An 18,069-nucleotide genomic window follows, 5' to 3' on the forward strand; every position below is an offset into this window, starting at 1 on the left:
GCTCAGCTCCACTGGGTGATGTGTTCGACGATGGCGCCGGGGCGAACCGCCAGCGGACCGGGGTGGTGCAGTGCCTTGACCTGACGCGGCAGGTCGTACTGCGCGCGCAGGTAGCGGTGGAACTGCCCGCTGTGCGATTGCTCGACGACGAGCACGCGTTCGACGCCTTGCAGGGCCTGGGCGAACTTCTCCGGCTGCACAGGGGAGATGAGGCGCACGGCGATGAGTTTCACGGCGTGGCCGGCGGCGCGCAGGCGTTCGAGCGCTTCGCGCGCGGGGCCGGCGCTGGAGCCCCAGGTGAGGATGGCGGTGTCGGCGTCTTGGTCGCCGGTGATGTCGGCCCAGTGCTCGCCGTAGTGGTAGCCGGTGAGCTTCCTCAGGCGCTTGTCGAGCTGCGCCTGATGGTCGGAGGCTTGCGACGAGGGGGTGCCGGTTTCGTTGTGTTCGAGGCCGTCGGCGGTGTAGGTGTAGCCGGCCATGCCGGGGATGGCCATCGGCGACACGCCCGAGGCGGTATTGGCGTAGCGCTTGTACTGCACGCCTTCGGCAAGGGCGGCGGGCTTTTCGCGCTGGCCGATGAAGCTGACCGCGGCCGAACGCGGCATCACCGCGCGCGCCTGACCCATCGCCTGGTCGGTGAGGACGATCGCGGCGGTCTGCAGGCTTTCAGCCAGATGCACCGCCCACTGCGTCGTGAACAGGCAGTCGGCGACCGAGGTGGGGGCGAGCACGAGGTGCGGGGCGTCGCCGTGCAGGCCATACACGGCGATGTTGAGGTCGGCCTGTTCGGATTTCGTGGCGATGCCGGTCGAGGGGCCGACGCGCATGACGTCGATGACGACGATGGGCACTTCGGCGGCCACCGCGAGACCGAGCGATTCGGTCATCAGCGCGAGGCCCGGGCCGGAGGTGGCCGTCAGGGACGGGACGCCGCCGTAGGAGCCGCCGATGATCTGGTTGATGGATGCCAACTCGTCCTCGGCCTGCACGAGCACGCCGCCGACTTTCGGCAGCGCCGGGGCAAGCCACTCGAGCACTTCCGTGGCCGGGGTGATCGGGTAGGCGGCGACGAAGCGCACGCCGCCGCGCAGCGCGCCCATGCCGGTGGCTTCGTTGCCGGTGATGCTCCAGCGCTCGCGGGTGGCCGGTGTGCCGGCGGGGAGCCTGGGTACCGCGGGGAAGTCTTTGGCGGCTGCGACGCCGGCGCGGAAGGCGGCGATGCTCGCGGCGATCGCCTCCTCGCCCTTGCGCTTCAGGGTGTCGCGCAGCACGCCGAGGACGACGTCCTCGCCGAGGCCGATCATGCCGGCGATGGCGCCGAAGGCGACCATGTTGGGGCGCCCGTCGGGGACTGTCTTGGCGAGCGCCTTCATCGGCAACGCGATCTGCTGCGCGCCGCTGCGGGTGAATACTTCGGGGGTCGCGCCTTCGCCGGGGTCGCCGATGATCAGGCTCTCCGGACCGAGCGGGATCTCGGCGGCGAAACGGCCGACGTTCTGCCAGTCGACGCCGACCAGCAGGTGGAAGCGGTCGTCGTGCGAGGCGATCGGCTCGGTGCCCAGCCGGATCATCACCGCCGCCTCGCCGCCGCGGATCTGCGGACCCGACGAGCGCGTCATGTACGCGTACCAGCCGGCGCGCGCCGCCGCCTCCAGCAGCAGGCTGCCCGCGGTCACCACCCCCGCCCCGCCGCTGCCCGCCATCACCAGTGAAACCGTCTGTCCGCCCATCCGACCCTCCGTCTGCGACGACTGGAACTGGCGCGTAGGCCACGCACCCCGATGAGCAGACTCTACCGATCGCATTGCTCTCTGTCAAATTGTTTGTCTTCCACTATTTTTATCAACGTTTGGACGGCATACTTGGGAGACCCAACGTTTTGTTTTTCCCCATATTCATTCCATGACACAAAAAAAACCGACAGACAAGAAAGGGCTCGACTTCGGCATGCTGCCCGGCCTGGCGGGCTACCAGCTGCGTCTCGCGCAGATCGCGATCTTCCGTGACTTTGCCGAAGGACTCGGCGAATTCGACGTCACCCCCGGCCTGTTCGGCATCCTAGTGATCATCGAGGCCAACTCCGGACTGAAGCAGACCGAGCTCGCCCGCGCCGCCCACCTCGACCGCTCGACGGTCGTCTCCGTCATCGACAACCTCGAACGCCGCGGCCTCGTGGAGCGCCGCCCCGCCGAGAACGACCGCCGCTCGAACTCCTTGGTGCTCACAACCGACGGCGTGGCGCTGCTGAAGAAGCTCAAGCGGCGCGTGCAGGAACATGAAAAGCGGCTCGTCGAGCACCTCAGCGAAGACGAGCGCACCAACCTCGTGAGCCTGCTGCAGAAGATCTTTCCGGAACACCGGTGAGCAGCACACAACCCGGAAACCCGCTTCACGGCGTCACGCTGGAAGCCATGCTGACCCGCCTGGTGGAGCACTATGGCTGGGACTCGCTGGGCGAGCAGATTGCCATCCGGTGCTTCACGCACGAACCCAGCATCCCCTCCAGCCTCAAATTCCTGCGGCGCACCCCTTGGGCGCGCGAGAAGGTCGAGTCCCTATACCTTTACATGCTCCGTTCGCAGGCAAGGAATACGAAATGACCTACGAAGAACATCTGGATGAAGTCACGACGCTGATCACCGAGAAATACAACGTCGAAGACCAGGCCGCCATCGACATGGTGATGCGCGCCCAAGCGGACGACTTCTTCACGCTTCACGACGACGATCCGTCGATCTGCACCCTCGACCGCGCCCACGCCGACGCGCGCGCCGTCTACCAGAAATATCGCTGAGGAGAAGCACACGATGTCGCAGCACTCCGCCGCAATCGAATGGTCGCGCGCTCCGCACGCGACCGACCCCAAGACCTACTCGCGCAACCACGTCAGCACGCTGGCAGGTGGCCAGAAGGTCAACATGTCCTCGTCGCCCGCCTTCCTCGGCGACCCCGACGGCGCCGACCCCGAGCAGATGGTGATCAGTGCGCTCGCGAGCTGCCACATGCTGTTCTTCCTCGCGATTGCCGACCTGAAGGGATTCCCGGTGGCCCGCTACACCGACACCCCCGTCGGCGAACTCGGCAAGACCGAGAAAGGGCAGGCCCTCACGCGCATCACGCTGTCGCCGCGCATCACCTTCGTCGACAAGACACCCGACACCGCCGCCCTCGCCGCGATACACGACAGCGCCCACAAGCGCTGCTTCATCGCCAACTCGCTCACCGCCGAGATCATCCTCGACCTCGGCTGACCCCGCCGCGGCCGCGGCGGGCAAGGCGCGCGATCTGTGCTATAGCGGAACATCGACCAGCCGGGAGCCGAAGATGTCACCGCTGCGCTGTCTTGTCGCGGCCCTTGTCCTCTTGTCGCAGCCCCTGCCATCGACCGCGCACGCGGCCGACGCGGCGCTGGTCGAGGCGCTGCGCACGGGCGGCTACGTGCTCTACTTCCGCCATGCCCAGACGGACTGGACGCAATCGGACCGATCGAAGGATGCGGGCTGGGCTAGCTGTGCGCCGGCACGCATGCGGCAGCTTTCGGAGGCCGGGCGCGAAACGGCCCGCCAGGTCGGCGACGCGCTGCGGCGACTGAAGATTCCGGTCGGGCAAGTCCTCGCGAGCGAGTTCTGCCGCACACAGGAAACCGCCCATTTGCTCGGACTGGGCGAGGTCGCCGTCACGCGCGCATTGATCAACGAGACGCATGCCGAGCATGCCGGCGGAACCGCCGCGCTGCGCGACGCAGCAAAGCGGCTGATGGCCACCCCGCCGCCGAAGGGAACGAACACCGTGCTGGTCGCGCATGGAAACGTGTTCATGCTGGTTTCCGACCGGCGGCCGGTGGAGGCCGGCGCAGCCGTGCTGCGCCCGGACGGCCGCGGCGGATTCGAGGTCGTCGCGCACGTGGGGCCGGACGAGTGGATCCGGCTCGCGCAAGAGCGATGAGCCATTGAAGGAGGACGGGCGATGCGTTGGACGAATTCGATCGGGGCCCTGCTCTTCATCGCGGCGACCGTCGCGGCGGCAAGTGAAGTACGGATCGAGCGCTTTGCAGTCCCGGCGGGCGCGCACCCGCACGACATCGCGCCCGCCCCCGAAGCGGGCGGACCGGTGTGGTACACCGCCCAGCGTCAGGGCGCGCTCGGCGTCCTCGATCCCGCCACCGGCAAAACGCGCCACATCCCGCTCGGGCGCGGCTCCGCACCGCATGGCGTGATCGTCGGCCCCGACGGCGCGCCGTGGATCACCGACAGCGGACTCAACGCAATCGTCCGCGTCGATCCCAAGACCTTCGAAGTCACGCGCTATCCGCTGCCCGAGGGCGCTTACGCGAACCTCAACACCGCCGCCTTCGACGGCAGAGGCGTCCTGTGGTTCACCGGCCAGTCGGGCATCTACGGCAGGCTCGACCCGAAGGCGGGCGCGGTGCAGGTGTTCGATGCCCCGCGCGGGCGCGGCCCCTACGGCATCGCCAGCACGCCGGGCGGCGAGATCTACTACGCCTCGCTCGCCGGCAGCCACATCGCACACATCGACAGCGCGAGCGGCAAGGCCGAAGTCATCGAGCCGCCGACGCCCAACCAGGGCGCACGCCGGGTTTGGTCCGATTCCAAGGGCAGGATCTGGGTCAGCGAATGGCAGTCGGGGCAGCTCTCGCGCTTCGACCCGAAGACCAAGGAATGGCGCGCGTGGCGCGTTCCGGGCGAGAGCCCCAAGCCCTACGCCGTGTATGTCGACGAGCGCGACCATGTGTGGGTCAGCGACTTCGGCGCGAACGCGATGCACCGCTTCGACCCGGCAAGCGAGCGCTTCGAATCCTTCCCCTCCCCCGAATCGAACGCCGCGATCCGCCAGATCCTCGGTCGGAAGGGTGAGGTGTGGGCGCCGGAGTCCGGCACCGACCACCTCACCGTCTATCGCACGGAATGAACGCCGCAGGCCTCAGAAAGGCAACACCAGCTTGAACAACGCCTTGTCGCCGCGGAAGCGGTTCTCGGCCTCGGTCTCGTGCTGCCACTGCGCGATGAACATCGTGCCGTTCTTGTTCGTGTAGCTCACGCTCGGGCCGATCGCGAACACTTCGCCCTTGCGTCCGCGCGACCACACCCCCGGCACTTCCGGCAGCGTCTCGCCTTCCAACTTGTCGTTCTCGGTCTGCTTCAGGTAGTAACCGGACAGGCCCACCGCCCACGGCCCGAAGTGCTTGCCGACGACGTAGTCCATGTGGAAGTCGTCGCCCGACTCGTAATCCATCTTCGGCATGCCCGGCGCGAGGCGGAAGTCCTTGTTCTTGCGCTTGATGTTGTACATGAACTTGCCCGACACCTCCCAGCCGTCGTCGGACAGCCAGGTCGCGGCGAAGATCGGCTCGAGGCTCCAGTAGTTCGTACCGATGCTCTTCCTCGGGTCGCCGGACTTGTACTTCCCCGTCGGCATGTTGATGTCCAGCGCGACCGTCCAGTGCAGGTTCTTGGTGTGCCACGCGATGATGACGGGGTTGAAGGTGATGTCGCCCAGCCCCGTCACGGTCTTGCTGTCGCCGCCGAGCTTCACCCGCTGCTGCACCACCGGCACGATGAGGTGCATGCCCCAGTCGCCGCCGAGGATCTTCGTATCGGTCATCTTGATGAAACGCATCGCATCGAACCACGCGTCGACCTCGGCACCCGGTACCTTGTCGCCGTCGCCATCGCGCAACTTGCCGCTGTAGTGGCCGAAGTAGTTCAGGAAATAGTTGCCCGGCGGCGGCACCGCGCCCGCGAGCCAGCTTTCGACGCCGTTCGGGTACTGGTCGCCGCCCTCCTTCGCGACGGCACTGCCGGTGGCGAGCACTGCGAGTGCGACGGCTGCGGTGATGTGCTTCATATTCATTGTGTCTCCTCCCTGATTTTCTTCACGCTCAGAACGGGAACTGCCGCCGCCCCATCTGCACGGTGATCCACTTGAGTTCGGTCATCTCGTCCATCGAGTGATGGCCGCCCTCGCGCCCCATGCCACTGTCCTTGACGCCGCCAAAAGGCACGTGCGGCTCATCCATGATCGAGGCGTCGTTGATGTGCACCATCCCCGCCTCCAGCCGCAGCGACAGGTCGAACGCCTTCTGCAGGTCGTTGGTGATGAGCCCGGACGACAGCCCGTAGCACGAATCGTTGGCGAGCCGCAGCGCCTCCTCGCTGTCCGCGGCGCGGATCACCGACACCGCCGGGCCGAAGCTCTCCTCGCGGAACACCACCATGTCGGGCGTGACGCCGGCGAGGATCGTCGGCTGGTAGAACGCCCCCTCGCTCTTGCCGCCGGAGAGCAGCTTCGCCCCCTTCGCGACCGCATCGGCGACGTGGCGATCGAGCACCGCGCACTGCTTGCGGTCGATCAGCGGCCCGATCACTGTCTGCGGGTCGTGCGGATCGCCGACCTTGAAGCCGCCGATCTTGGTCGCGAGCTTGTCGCAGAAGGCGTCGAAGATCGGCGCCTCGACGATCAGGCGCGAGTTCGCCATGCACACCTGCCCCTGGTGCAGGAAGATGCCGAAAGCCGCCGCATTCACCGCGTAATCGATGTCCGCGTCCTTCAGCACGATCAGCGGGCTCTTGCCGCCGAGCTCCAGCGTGATGCGTTTGAAGTGCCGGCCGGCTTCCGCCGACAGCTCGCGGCCGACCTCGGTCGAGCCGGTGAAGGTGATCATGCGCACGCGCGGATCGGCGACGAACTTGTTGCCCAGCACCGCGCCCTGCACCGGCACGACGTTCAGCACCCCCTTCGGCAACCCCGCCGCCTCGAAGATCTCGGCGATCTTCAGGCCCGTAACCGGCGTATAGGTCGCCGGCTTCAGGATGAAGGTGTTGCCGGCCGCAAGCGCCAGCGCGACCTTCTTCGTCGCGAGCAGGAAGGGGAAGTTGAACGGCGCGATGCCGGCGATCACGCCCAGCGGACGGCGCACGCTCATCGAGAACACGCCGGGGCTGTCGGACGGCATCGTCTCGCCGGTGATGCGACGACACTCGCCCGCGGCGCTGCGCAGCAGATTGACGACGAAGGACGCCTCGAACATCGCCTTGCCGAAGGTCGAACCGGCCTCGTCCATCAGCACGTCGGCGACCTCCGGGATGCGCTTCTGCAACTCGTCGGCCGCGCGCAGCAGGATCGCCTCGCGCTCGTTGGCGAGCGTGTTGCCCCAGCTTTCGCGCGCACGGTAGGCCGCAGCGATCGCCCGCTCCAGGTCCGCGGCGGACGCCTGATGCACCCGCCCCCACACTTCACCGGTCGCCGGGTTGATGTCGTCGAGGATCGTCTCGGTCGACGACGCCACCCATTCCCCGTCGATGAACAGCTTGTATTCCTTCATGCTTCCCCCTTAAAGGCTGATGCCGCACCGTCCCGGCGCGATGATGTTGTTGGGATCGAGCGCCTTTTTCAGGCGCTTCTCGACGTCGCGCTTCACCGGCCCGTAGGTCGCGGCGACCTTCTCGGCGAAGGCGGTGTTCGCGCGGTACATGCCGTAGCCTTCCTTGGCGAAGGTATGCAGCAGCTCGTCGTAGCACGCATACGCCTTCTGCATCTGTTCCGGATTCGAGCGGTCGTAGAGCAGGTCGATGACGTGGTGCATGTCGCGCCAGCCGACGATGAATTCGCCGACGTAGTCGAAGCCGTACTTGGCGAGGATGGTCTTCGCCATCTGCATCTGCTTGAGCGTCTCGGCGCCCTTCGCCTGCGACACCGGCGCGAACCAGATCGAGCCGCCGCCGCCGCGCCAGTTGTAGAGCCCGAATTCGCCGAGGTTGGGCTTGCCCTTCATCAGGTCGAAGCGGTACTGCAGCGCCTGGCTGCCCTTCGAAGCTTCCTGCGTGATGATCTTGCCGCCGGTACCCGCCGCGACCGCCTCGATGATCTTCCAGTTGGCGTCGTTGGTTTCCTTCGTGCCGTAGAGGCCCGCATACACGTTCCACGCGCCGATGTTGTGGTCGGCCTGGATCTTCTTCACCGCCTCGTCGGGAATCGCACCCGGCCCGGTGTAATAGTCCGCGCGCTTCACCGGCGTGCACGGCGCCTCCCACAGCGTGTGCGCGATCACCACCGCATTGGGGATCACCATCGCGATGCGCAGCGGCCGCAGCGCCTCGACGATCTTGGTGATGTCGGCCTCGTTCGGGTACTGGATGCAGAACGGGCGGAAGTCCGGCGGCGCCGGCATCAGCCACATGCCCATCTTGGTGACGACGCCGTAGTTCGACTGCGTGAACATGCCGTCCAGCGTCGGCCCGTAGCCCCACTTGAAGACCTGCCAGGTGTTCGAGTTCTCCATCGCGCCCATGCCGGTGCGCAGCACCTGCCCGTCCGCCAGCACCACCTCCATGCCGCACGAGAACATGAAGTGCTCGCCATACGGGGTGTAGCCGACACCGCGGTCCACCATGTTGCCCACCGGCCCCGCGATCGCCGACGGCGCCGGGCACGAGAACCACAGCGGCAGCTTGTGCTCCTGCAGGTAGTCATAGAGCTGCTGGTAGGTCACGCCCGGCTCGACCAGCGCCGTGCACAGCTCGGGATCGACCTCGATGATGCGGTTCATGCGCCGCAGGTCCATCACGATCTGCCCGCGCTGTACCGGCGCTGCGGAACCGTAGCCGAGGTTCTTGCCGGTCGAAATCGGATAGACCGGGACACGGTACTTGTTCGCCACCTTCATGATGCGCTGGATCTGCTCGACGCCATCCGGCGTGACCGAGGCCGACAGCTCGTGCTGCTCGTCCGGCACCGGCATCATGATCTTGCGATACGGTGCGAGCTTGTCCTCATCGACCACCACGTGCTCGTCGCCCACGATGGCCCTGATCTCGCGCACCACCTTGTCGAAATCGGCCGCACTCACGCCTTTCGGCAGCGCCTTGCTCTTCGAAACCATTCGATTGTCTCCGTTGTATTTGTATCTGCCGCGCAGGGCGTCAAGTGTTGATTGCGAACGAAACCAGGCTCGCCCTGCCCACGCGGCGGTGGGTATCCATCACGAGCCCCGCGCCGCGCGCCGCGGCGATCTGCTGGAAGATTAGCGCCGATGCGTCGTCCATCACCCCGATCACCCGAGCCCCCGCCGCGCGGTCGAGGATCTCCGTGATGCCTGCATAGGAGCCGAGCTGCCGCGCATCCACCGCAACGGGGCATGCCCCCACCCCCGCGGCAATCCCGCGCGCAATCGCCATCGCCTGCGGCAGGTCGCCCTGCGCGAGCAGCATCACGCCCCGCCGCTCGCCCGCCGGAAACGCCGAGACGTCCGCCAGGGCCGCCACCGGCGCCAGACCCAGCGCTCCGCCGCCCGCCATACCTTTCAGGAAGTTCCGCCTGTCCATGATCGGGTCACTCCCGCGCCAGCACAGCGCCGGTGCTGATCCGGCGCGCGACATCCGCCAGCGTCGCATCGTCGATCTCGGTCGGGCGAAACGCCGGCATCGCCCGGTTGCCCATGCGCACGACACGCTGGATGTACTCGGGCGGCAAGCCGCGCCCCTTCAGCACCGGCCCGACGTTCGCCTCGTGGCAGTGTCCGCACACCTTCTGGTAAAGCTCCGCCCCGTCACGCCACTGTCCCGCGCCCGCACTTCCCGCCGCGGTCGCCAACGCCAACACCCCCAGCCACCCGCCCCACGCTCTCGTTCGCATCTTTTGCGCCCCTTCTGATTGTTTGACTTCAAACGTCTCCGACCAGAGCACAGCAAGAGCAATGCCTGCTTTCGCGTTACGAGCATTTCTTCCTTATTTACAGGCACTTGCAGCACGCAATGGAGAAAAACGCCCGGCTGAAATGAAACGGGGCGGTGTCTGAAATACAGACACCGCCCCACCGCAAACAGCCCCGCGCGCCGCGCCCCACCATGCGCGACGCGAAACTACCCTGCGATTCGCAAATTCAGACACTGTCTGAAATTGCGACACCCGCAGCGCTCACCCCGTCAAGTCGAGCGGACTCCGCACACCGCGCCCTCCCCGGTTCAGGACATGGGTGTAGATCATCGTCGTCGACACATCCGCATGTCCGAGCAACTCCTGCACCGTGCGGATGTCGTAGCCGGCCTCGAGCACGTGAGTGGCAAAGGAGTGCCGCAGCGTGTGCGGACTCACCGGCTTCACGATCCCGGCGCGCGCGGCGGCCGCCTTCACCGCCCGTTGCACCCGCTTCTCATCGACGTGATGACGCCACACCGCCCCCGAACGCGGATCCACCGACAGCCCCGCCGCCGGAAACACGTATTGCCAGCCCAACGAAGTCGCAGCCGCGGGATATTTCGTCGCCAAGGCATGCGGCAACCAGACATCCCCCACACCATTGTGCCCCCTCCTATGAACACCACATCCACACCCATCGCCTCCATTGAGCAGTTCAAGCGCGCCCTTCTCGCCCTGCGCGACAAGGGTCTGCCGGACACCCATCTCGCAATGCTCAAGGCGCAGGCGAAGGAAGAAGGCGCAATGATCACGTCAACAAAGCTTGCAGTCGCCGCTGGCTACGGGAACTACAACGCTGCCAATCTTCAGTACGGAACATTGGCCTTCAATCTTGGCGCTTACCTCGACTACACCCCGCCAAAGAGAAGAGACGGGACGTTTATGTGGTGGACCGTTCTATCCTACTCGGTCGACGACACCCCCGACCCAGAGACAGGTCACTTCCAGTTCGTCATGCGACCCGAGCTGCTTGCGGCGCTCAGGGAGATGCGGTGGGTTCGACCGTAGCGCCGCGGTTTCGATGATCTGGTCGGCGTAGCTTTAGCCGGGCCCGGCCAACGACGTTATAATCAGCACATCTTATTATCACTACGAGCATTCCGTGACACGCGCCGAACTGGACTTCAGCCTCCTGCTTGCTGGCGCCGCGCGCCTGATGCGGCACTCGTTCATGGCTAACCTGCGAGACAGCCCCCTCACGCTCGCGCGGGCGCGGATGTTGATTCATCTGGAGCGCAACGAAGGCATCCGGCAGGTGGATCTGGCGGAGCTGCTGGAGATCCAGCCGATGACGCTGGTACGCATGGTCGACCAGCTGGCATCGGAAGGGCTGGTGGAGCGGCGTACCGACCCGGCCGACCGAAGGGCACACCGCCTTTATCTGACCGACGCCGCCCGGCCGCAACTCGACATCATCGCGGAGACCGCCGCGGCGGTGCGGGAAAAGGCGCTCGTGGGGCTGGATGAAGCCGAGCGCGCGCAGCTGACCGCTGCGCTGCAGCGGGTGTGCAGGAACCTGTCCGACGGTTGAAGCCGCTGCGACGTCTTAATCCGCCGCCGCCGTCGAACGCAGGTAGCGATAGACGGTGGAGCGCGACACGCCGAGCGCCTGCGCTGCGGCGCTGACGTTGCCGTCGAGCTGCCCCAGCACCCACGTGACGTAGTCGCGCTCGAAGTCTTCCAGCGCGACGATGCCGGAGAACGCGAGCGGACCTTTTGCGGCGGGCGGCGTCGCGACCGGCAGGCGCAGGATCGCGCACACGCTGTCCTCATCGATCGACTGCCCGTCGCCGAAGGCGACGAGCCGCTCGACGGCGTTGCGCAGCTCGCGCACGTTGCCGGGCCACGGGTAGGCGGTCAGCCGGGCGAGCGCGGCGGGGGTAATGTCGGGCAGGCGGGCGGCGGCGCGCGCACTGCGGCGGATCAGGTAGTCGACCAGCAGCGGGATGTCCTCGGGCCGCTCGCGCAGCGGCGGCACCGGGATGTGCACGACGTTGAGCCGGTACAGCAGGTCGTGGCGGAACTTGCCGTCGGCCACCAGCGCGTCGAGGTCGCGGTGCGTCGCGGCGATGACCCGCGCGGTGGTGCGGCGCAGGGCGGTGGCGCCGAGCTGGCGGAATTCGCCCGAATCGAGCACGCGCAGGAGCTTTGCTTGGCAGGCCGCAGGCAGTTCGCCGATCTCATCGAGGAAGAGCGTGCCGCCGCTCGCGAGTTCGAACAGGCCTTCCTTGTCTGCGGTTGCGCCCGAGAAGGCGCCGCGCTTGTGGCCGAACAGTTCGCTTTCGACCAGATCGTCGTCAAGCAGGCCGCAGTTGAGCGGAACGTAGGATTCCTGCGCCCGCGGGCTCCAGCGGTGCAGCAGCCCGGCGACGATCTCCTTGCCCGCGCCGCTCTCGCCGGTGATGAGCACCGGCAGGTCGAGCGGCGCCGCCCGGCGCACGAGCTCAAGCGTGCGCCGCCACACCTCGCTCTCGCCGATCACGGCCGTGTCGTCGGCGCCGCGCAGGTGCGCGACCTCGGCACTGAGCGCCGCACAGCGCCGCGCGAGCATGCGTTTTTCCAGCGCGCGTTCAACGACGATGTCGAGTTCGGTGAGCTTGTACGGCTTGGAGAGGTAGTCGAAGGCGCCCAGCTTCATCGCCGCGATCGCGCTGTCGACGTTGCCGTGGCCGGTGAGGATCACGACCTCGACTTGCGGGTCGAGCTGCTTCAGGCGCTTGAGCACCTCGATGCCGTCGATGCCGGGCATCTTGATGTCGACCAGCGCGAGATCGACGCCGCCGTGCTGCGCGCACTCGAGCGCCGCCTCGCCGTCCGCGGCCTCGCTCAGGCGGTAGCCGGCACGCCCGAGGCGGCTGGTGAGCAGCTGGCGGTACAGGGATTCGTCATCGACGATGAGTACATGGCCTTTCATTGCATGCTTGCCTCGGCGCCGCCGTCGGAGCCCACCTCATCGGCGGACAGATGGATGCGGAACCACGCACCGCCCTCGGGGCGGTTGCCGCATTCGATGCGCCCGCCCAGTTCGGACATGATCCCGTAGCAGATCGACAGGCCCAGCCCGGTGCCACGCCCGGGCGCCTTGGTGGTGAAGAAGGGATCGAAGACGTGGTCGATGACGCCCGACGCCAGTCCGGGGCCCTCGTCGAGCACGTCGAGTTCCACCGCGCCGCCAGCCGGACGCAGCACGACGACGACGCGGCCCCGGCCGTCCATCGCGTCGCGGGCATTCTTCACGAGGTTGCGCAGCACCTGGTCGAGCAGCGTCGGGTTCGTTGCGACCGCGGGCAGCGGCCCTTCCGTGCGCAGCTCGACGTCGAGGCCGCGGGTCAGGCCAAGCTCGCGGTACGAATCGAGGCGCTCGCGCACGAGCATCGCCACATCGACGACCTCCAGCGGGACGGCCTGCTTGCGCGAGAACAGCAGCAGGTTGTCGGTGATCGCCTTGCAGCGCTGCGCCTGTTCCTGGATGGTGGTGAGCCCCTGGCGCAGGACGTCGAAGTCGGGATTCGACTGCGCGCCGGGGATCGACTCCATCAGCGCCTGAAGTTCCTCGGCGAAGCCGGAGACGAGGCCGAGCGGGTTGTTGATCTCGTGCGCGATGCCCGACGCAAACTGCCCGAGCGCGCTGAGCCGGTTGGCCTGCGCGAGCTGGCGCTCCATCTCGCGCCGGGCCGTGATGTCGCGCGCGACGCCGATCACGCCTTCGGGATGCCCGTCGGTGGACAGCACTGCGGAGCTGACCTCCAGCAGGCGGTTCGGCGCACCGCCCGGCGCGAGCATGATCTCGAACGGCGGGCCGCCCTCCCCCGCCAAGCGCCGGCGGAAGTCGCGGTCGACGCGCAAGGCCGATGAATGCAGCATCAGATCACTGCAACTGCGACCGATCGCGCGATCGGCAGGCACGCCCAGCAGCTCGGCCATGCGCGCATTGACGAAGCTGAAGCGCCCGTCGAGATCGAGGACATACACGGCGTCGTTGATGATGTCCTGGATCTGCTGCTCGCGGTTCTCCAGGCGCGCGGCGTACTCGGTGAGCTTGCGCTCGCGCTCCTGCTGCGCGGTGATATCGATCGCGAGGCCGCTGTAGCCGACGATCTTGTCGTCCTTGAACACCGGCTCGACCTGCAGGCGCATCGGCACCGGCAGCCCCGCGGCATCGCGCATCACGACGTCGAGCCGCGTGGCCGCCCGCACGCTGGCGATGCTCTTGAGGAAGCTCGACGCCTGCGCGCGGTATTCCGGCAGGACGAGGTCGCGTAGGCGCATGCCCGGCAGCTGTTCGGGCGTGATACCGAGACGCGTGCGCCCGGCCTTGTTGAGCTGCAGCATGCGGCCCGAGACGTGCAGCGCGAACACCATCTCGGGCAGATCCTCGATGAGGTTGCGGTAGCGCTGTTCCGACGCTTCGAGTTCGCGCGTGCGCTCGTACACCTTGCCTTCGAGGACGTTGATGCGGTCCTTGATGTTGAGGGGCTGGAAGTACTTGCGCAGGCCTTCGAACTCCGGCGCGCAGTCCGCCGCGTTCATCAGCGTCCACGAGCAGTGCTCGTCGCCGCGGCCCTCGCATTCGTGCTCGACGCAGATCATGTCGGTCTGGAACACGTAGGACGCGAAGCCCGACGCATAGCCCGCGAGCGTCCAGCACACCGCTTCGTCGGAGCGCCCGAACAGGCGCAGGTGCTGCTCGGCCTCGTAGGAACGGCGCCAGTTGCCGCTCATGCGGTAATGCCCGCGCGCGCGGTCGACCTCGACGGTGCGCGTCTCGACCTCCGCGATGCCCGAGAACATGTGCACCCGCGGCCCGCCGCGAACGAACTCTTCCAGCGTGTCGGGGTGCATGAAGCCGGGCAGTAGGCCGGCGTCCTCGAAGCCGCAGCTGAACCCGTAGCGGGTCAGGATCACCTTCGCGATGTCGGCGCCGAGCGTCTCGACCAGCTCCTTGCGCAGCGCGCCCATCGCGTCGGTGTGCAGCAGGATGGCGCGCCGGCCGCTGAACTGTATCGCCCCGCTGTCGGGCGAAAACTCCACCAGGGAGTAGAAATCCAGCTGATCGGCGCGCATCTTGTCCCGGTCCTCACGACTCAGGTCGGGATCATATCCCGATTATCCGGTCCGGCACCCGCCGCATCGCGCCGTAGCCGGGCCGGAATCATTCGGGATACCGCACAGCGCGCTCAATGCGCGCCCTGCACTTGCTCCTTGAGATACGGCGCTCCTTCGACCGGTGCCTCGCCTTGCTCGGGAGCCGTTTCCGGATGGAAGAACTGCTTGAGGATCAGTGCCGTCGTGGCCAGCAGGCCGGGGATCGCGACCACCATGAAGACCTCGCTGAAGCCGAGTTTGCGACGTGCGAGCTCGGCCACCAGGAAGGAGCCGGCAATGCCGCCGAAACGGCCGATGCCGAGCATCCACGCCACCCCCGTGGCGCGTCCCTGCGTGGGATAGAACGTGGCCGCGAGCGCCGGCATCGACACCTGGGCGGCGTTCATCATCGTCCCGGCGAGGAATACCACGACCACCAGCGCGCCGACGTTGCCGACCACCTGCCCGATTGAATACACCGAGACCGCGGTGAGTGCGTACGCGATGGCGACGATGCGGTTGCCGTTGAAGCGGTCCATCAGCCAGCCGACGAACACCGCCGCGCAACCGCCGAGCGGGAACAGCGCGGAGATCAGCGTGGCCGTCTTGGGATCGAGGCCGGCCTCCTTGAACAGGATGGGCATCCAGTTGATCAGCGCATAGAAGATCACCAGCCCCATGAAATAGGCGAGCCACAGCATCACCGAGCCGACCACGCGGGAGCGCGACAGCACCACGCCCAGCCCGCTCTTGCCGTCGGCAACGGCGACCGTCTCGGTGAGGCAGAACGAGCGTGCGCCCGCAGCCGCGGCGGAGATGCGGCCGAGCACGGCGCGGATCCGATCGGTCGAGACGCCCTTCGCCACCATGTAGCGCACCGACTCCGGCAGCCAGATCAGCATCACCGCAACCAGTGCGATGGGAGCGATCCCGCCGAGCACCAGCACGCTGCGCCAGCCGAACTGCGGAATCATCCACGCCGCCAGGAAACCGCCCAGCGCCGCCCCGAGGGGAAAGCCGGAGAACATCGCCGTAGTGATCAGCGCACGACGCTTCGTCGGCGAGTATTCACTGATCAGCGTGACCGCGTTGGGCATCGCCGCCCCCAGGCCGAGCCCGGTGAGGAAACGCAGAACCGTGAGGCTCTGCAGATCCGCGGCGAATGCCGACACCAGGCTCGCGACCGCGAACACCAGCACCGCCACGTTCAGCACCAGCCTGCGCCCCACACGGTCCGCCAGCGGGCCCGACACCAGCGCCCCGCCCGCAAGCCCGAACAGCGCCGCGCTCAGCACCGGGGCCAGGTCCGGTTTGGTGACGCCCCATTCCTGGATCAGCGAGGGCGCGATGTATCCGATCGCCGCAGTGTCGAAACCGTCCAGCAGCACGATCAGGAAGCACAGGACGAAGATGAGCCACTGGAAGCCGGAAAAGGCCTGGTGGTCTATGAAGGACTGAACGTCGACGGCGTCTTTACTGGACACGATTGTCTCCTCGGTAGCCGGATGGTTTAGCGGCTGCGGGGTGGCCTTCCCGCGACAGCCTCTTTGCTGCAGAAAGCGAGCCCCGCATGGGGGCACGCCCGAGGCAGTTCGTCAGGCAGCGGCCGCGGCGTGGCGCTCGTGCAGCGCGCGCAGCCGTCCCCGCTGCAGCTTGCCGGTCGGCGTCAGCGGCAGCGCATCGAGCCAATGCACCCAGCGCGGGCGCCGGTGGCCCGGCAATGCGGCGATGCCCTCCTCCAGCCGCTGGCGTGCCTCGGTCCAGCGGGCAGGCGCCGCGACAACGAGCACCGCCAGCGCCGTCAGGCCGTCTGCCGAATCGACGCCGACCGCCGCGATCTGGTGCAGGGCTTCGCCGCAGTGTGCCGCCAGCGCCTGTTCAACCCACAGGGTGCTGACCCACTGGCCGGCAATCTTGAGCATATCGTCGTTGCGGCCCGCGTATTCCAGACAGCCGTCCGGGTGGCGCAGGAACATGTCGCCGGGCGAGAACCAGCCGTTGTCGAAATCGACCTGGGCGTCGGGCCGCTTCCAGTAACCGACCGCGACCGTGGTGTGGCGCACCCAGATCCGCTGCGGCAGCTCCGCATCCACGTCCGGATTGAAGCGCACCTCGGTCAGCGGTGTCGGGCGCATCAGGCCCGAGTCGTCGTTGCTGTAGAGCATCAGGCACAGCGTCTCGGAGGTGCCGTAGCCGCTGATCAGCGCGCATCCGGTCTGTTCGCGCCAGCCCTGGCGTATCGCGAGCGGCAGCGCCTCGCCGGCCGACACGAAATGGCGGATGCCGCGATCGGCCAGCCGCGCCGCGACGCCGGTCTGCAGCATCTTGTTGTACAGCGTCGGCACGCTGAAGAGCAGCGTCGGGCGGTGCTTCGCGACCATCTCCTCGACGCGCTCGGCCGTCGGCCATTCGCGGTCCAGGATCACCGTCGCCCCTGCGCGCAGCCCGGCGAACAGGCTGTTGCCGAGCGCATAGGCGAAGAACAGCTTGGACGTTGCATACAGCCGGTCCGCGGACGTCAGACCGGCGAGATTACAGGCGAAGGAATGGGCGTTGACGACGACGCGCTGCACATGGATCACGCCCTTGGGCGTGCCCGTCGTGCCGGAGGTACCGATCCACAGGGCCGGCGCCTCGGCATCGAGTTGCATGGGCTCGATCCCTTCCGCACGTGCAAACGTCTGCGTCCAATCATGGTCCGCGACGCCGCCGCCGACCACCGCGGGAGCCCCGGGAAGCGTCGCGACCAGCCCCAGCAGATCCGCTGCCTGCGGCGGCTCGCACCATACGAAACGCGCCTCGCATTCCTTCAGGATCGGCGTCAGCTCAGCCATCGACAGCCGCGGATTGACGCCGATGGCCACGCCGCCTGCCCAGATCGCGCCGAGATAGGCCTCGACCCAGTCGTCGCTGTCGGGCGCGAACACCACCACGCGCTCGCCCGGTGCCAGTCCCAGTGCCTGCCACGCCCCCGCCGCACGCCGCACGCGCTCCCGCAGTTCGGCATAGCTCACCCGCCGCTCGTCGCATTCGATGGCTATCGCGGCATCCGCGCCTGCCGACAGCAGGATTTCAGCAGCATTCATTCGCACTTCTCCACATTGAGGCGGGTTTCTCAAGAGAAGCCCGTGTAGCCGTCCGGTGAATCGGGGTGCGCCGAAGGGCGACCGAATTTTTGCGCACGATAGGCTCGGGCGATGACCGGAACAATACGCGGCAACCACTTTCTGCATCGCTTTTGATGGATGTCAAATTATCTTGCAGTGCACT

The 18,069-nt window shown here is 67.1% G+C and carries 19 protein-coding genes; 8 read left to right on the plus strand and 11 right to left on the minus strand.

The window, feature by feature from the left end; translation table 11 throughout:
- Nucleotides 1-2: 2 nt before the first annotated feature.
- Nucleotides 3-1,730, minus strand: coding sequence for a 2-oxoacid:acceptor oxidoreductase subunit alpha (locus tag GPA27_RS00070; protein WP_169136545.1), 1,728 nt, complete (start codon nt 1,728-1,730; stop codon nt 3-5).
- A 172-nt stretch (nt 1,731-1,902) separates the two neighbouring features.
- Here GPA27_RS00070 and GPA27_RS00075 point away from each other — a divergent pair, with 172 nt between their 5' ends.
- From GPA27_RS00075 to GPA27_RS00100, 6 genes are all read left to right on the plus strand, one after another.
- Entirely contained in the window at nt 1,903-2,364 is a 462-nt protein-coding gene (locus GPA27_RS00075; protein WP_169136547.1) for a MarR family winged helix-turn-helix transcriptional regulator, read from the plus strand.
- On the plus strand, nt 2,361-2,600 hold the full coding sequence (locus GPA27_RS00080) for a VF530 family protein (protein ID WP_169136549.1): 240 nt from the start codon (nt 2,361-2,363) through the stop codon (nt 2,598-2,600). The genes GPA27_RS00075 and GPA27_RS00080 overlap by 4 nt, the downstream gene beginning before the upstream one ends.
- Nucleotides 2,597-2,794, plus strand: a complete 198-nt coding sequence (locus tag GPA27_RS00085) for a hypothetical protein (RefSeq protein ID WP_018990247.1) — start codon at nt 2,597-2,599, stop codon at nt 2,792-2,794. The genes GPA27_RS00080 and GPA27_RS00085 overlap by 4 nt, the downstream gene beginning before the upstream one ends.
- A gap of 13 nt (nt 2,795-2,807) precedes the next feature.
- Entirely contained in the window at nt 2,808-3,251 is a 444-nt protein-coding gene (locus tag GPA27_RS00090; RefSeq protein WP_169136551.1) for an OsmC family protein, read from the plus strand.
- 73 nt (nt 3,252-3,324) lie between these two features.
- Nucleotides 3,325-3,945 (plus strand): histidine phosphatase family protein, encoded by a 621-nt coding sequence (locus GPA27_RS00095; protein ID WP_169136553.1) that lies wholly within the window; start codon nt 3,325-3,327, stop codon nt 3,943-3,945.
- Between the two features lie 21 nt (nt 3,946-3,966).
- The gene (locus GPA27_RS00100; protein WP_169136554.1) at nt 3,967-4,929 is read left to right on the plus strand and encodes a Vgb family protein; all 963 of its coding nucleotides are present in this window, start codon (nt 3,967-3,969) and stop codon (nt 4,927-4,929) included.
- 12 nt (nt 4,930-4,941) lie between these two features.
- On the opposite strand, the gene GPA27_RS00105 is transcribed toward GPA27_RS00100, so the two are convergent.
- The 6 genes from GPA27_RS00105 to GPA27_RS00130 form a co-directional block, all read right to left on the minus strand.
- Complete coding sequence (locus GPA27_RS00105) at nt 4,942-5,871, minus strand: SphA family protein (protein ID WP_169136556.1); 930 nt, start codon at nt 5,869-5,871, stop codon at nt 4,942-4,944.
- A gap of 28 nt (nt 5,872-5,899) precedes the next feature.
- Nucleotides 5,900-7,342, minus strand: coding sequence for an aldehyde dehydrogenase family protein (locus tag GPA27_RS00110; RefSeq protein WP_169136558.1), 1,443 nt, complete (start codon nt 7,340-7,342; stop codon nt 5,900-5,902).
- 9 nt (nt 7,343-7,351) lie between these two features.
- Nucleotides 7,352-8,899 carry an FAD-binding oxidoreductase gene (locus GPA27_RS00115; protein WP_169136560.1) on the minus strand — a complete coding sequence of 516 codons (1,548 nt, stop codon included), beginning with the start codon at nt 8,897-8,899 and terminating at the stop codon, nt 7,352-7,354.
- Between the two features lie 40 nt (nt 8,900-8,939).
- Nucleotides 8,940-9,341 (minus strand): twin-arginine translocation signal domain-containing protein, encoded by a 402-nt coding sequence (locus tag GPA27_RS00120; protein ID WP_169136562.1) that lies wholly within the window; start codon nt 9,339-9,341, stop codon nt 8,940-8,942.
- Nucleotides 9,342-9,348: 7 nt separating this feature from the next.
- Nucleotides 9,349-9,651 carry a c-type cytochrome gene (locus tag GPA27_RS00125; protein WP_169136565.1) on the minus strand — a complete coding sequence of 101 codons (303 nt, stop codon included), beginning with the start codon at nt 9,649-9,651 and terminating at the stop codon, nt 9,349-9,351.
- A 282-nt stretch (nt 9,652-9,933) separates the two neighbouring features.
- Nucleotides 9,934-10,296 (minus strand): tyrosine-type recombinase/integrase, encoded by a 363-nt coding sequence (locus tag GPA27_RS00130; protein ID WP_444541833.1) that lies wholly within the window; start codon nt 10,294-10,296, stop codon nt 9,934-9,936.
- Nucleotides 10,297-10,329: 33 nt separating this feature from the next.
- Here GPA27_RS00130 and GPA27_RS00135 point away from each other — a divergent pair, with 33 nt between their 5' ends.
- Both GPA27_RS00135 and GPA27_RS00140 read left to right on the plus strand, forming a co-directional pair.
- A complete protein-coding gene (locus GPA27_RS00135) occupies nt 10,330-10,722 on the plus strand; it encodes a hypothetical protein (protein WP_169136569.1) in 393 nt (130 codons plus the stop codon).
- A gap of 94 nt (nt 10,723-10,816) precedes the next feature.
- Nucleotides 10,817-11,245 (plus strand): MarR family winged helix-turn-helix transcriptional regulator, encoded by a 429-nt coding sequence (locus GPA27_RS00140; RefSeq protein ID WP_256222713.1) that lies wholly within the window; start codon nt 10,817-10,819, stop codon nt 11,243-11,245.
- 15 nt (nt 11,246-11,260) lie between these two features.
- Here the strand turns inward: GPA27_RS00140 and GPA27_RS00145 are convergent, their stop codons facing one another.
- The 4 genes from GPA27_RS00145 to GPA27_RS00160 all read right to left on the minus strand — a co-directional run bounded on the left by GPA27_RS00145 (nt 11,261) and on the right by GPA27_RS00160 (nt 17,885).
- Nucleotides 11,261-12,628, minus strand: coding sequence for a sigma-54-dependent transcriptional regulator (locus tag GPA27_RS00145; protein WP_169136571.1), 1,368 nt, complete (start codon nt 12,626-12,628; stop codon nt 11,261-11,263).
- Entirely contained in the window at nt 12,625-14,778 is a 2,154-nt protein-coding gene (locus GPA27_RS00150) for a PAS domain S-box protein (protein WP_169136573.1), read from the minus strand. The genes GPA27_RS00145 and GPA27_RS00150 overlap by 4 nt, the downstream gene beginning before the upstream one ends.
- 113 nt (nt 14,779-14,891) lie before the next feature.
- Nucleotides 14,892-16,283: an MFS transporter gene (locus GPA27_RS00155; RefSeq protein ID WP_169136575.1), complete on the minus strand. Its 1,392-nt coding sequence runs from the start codon at nt 16,281-16,283 to the stop codon at nt 14,892-14,894.
- A 111-nt stretch (nt 16,284-16,394) separates the two neighbouring features.
- Nucleotides 16,395-17,885, minus strand: coding sequence for an AMP-binding protein (locus GPA27_RS00160; protein WP_169136577.1), 1,491 nt, complete (start codon nt 17,883-17,885; stop codon nt 16,395-16,397).
- Nucleotides 17,886-18,069: the final 184 nt, after the last annotated feature.

The organism is Aromatoleum toluolicum, assembly GCF_012911005.2.
Taxonomy (GTDB): domain Bacteria; phylum Pseudomonadota; class Gammaproteobacteria; order Burkholderiales; family Rhodocyclaceae; genus Aromatoleum; species Aromatoleum toluolicum.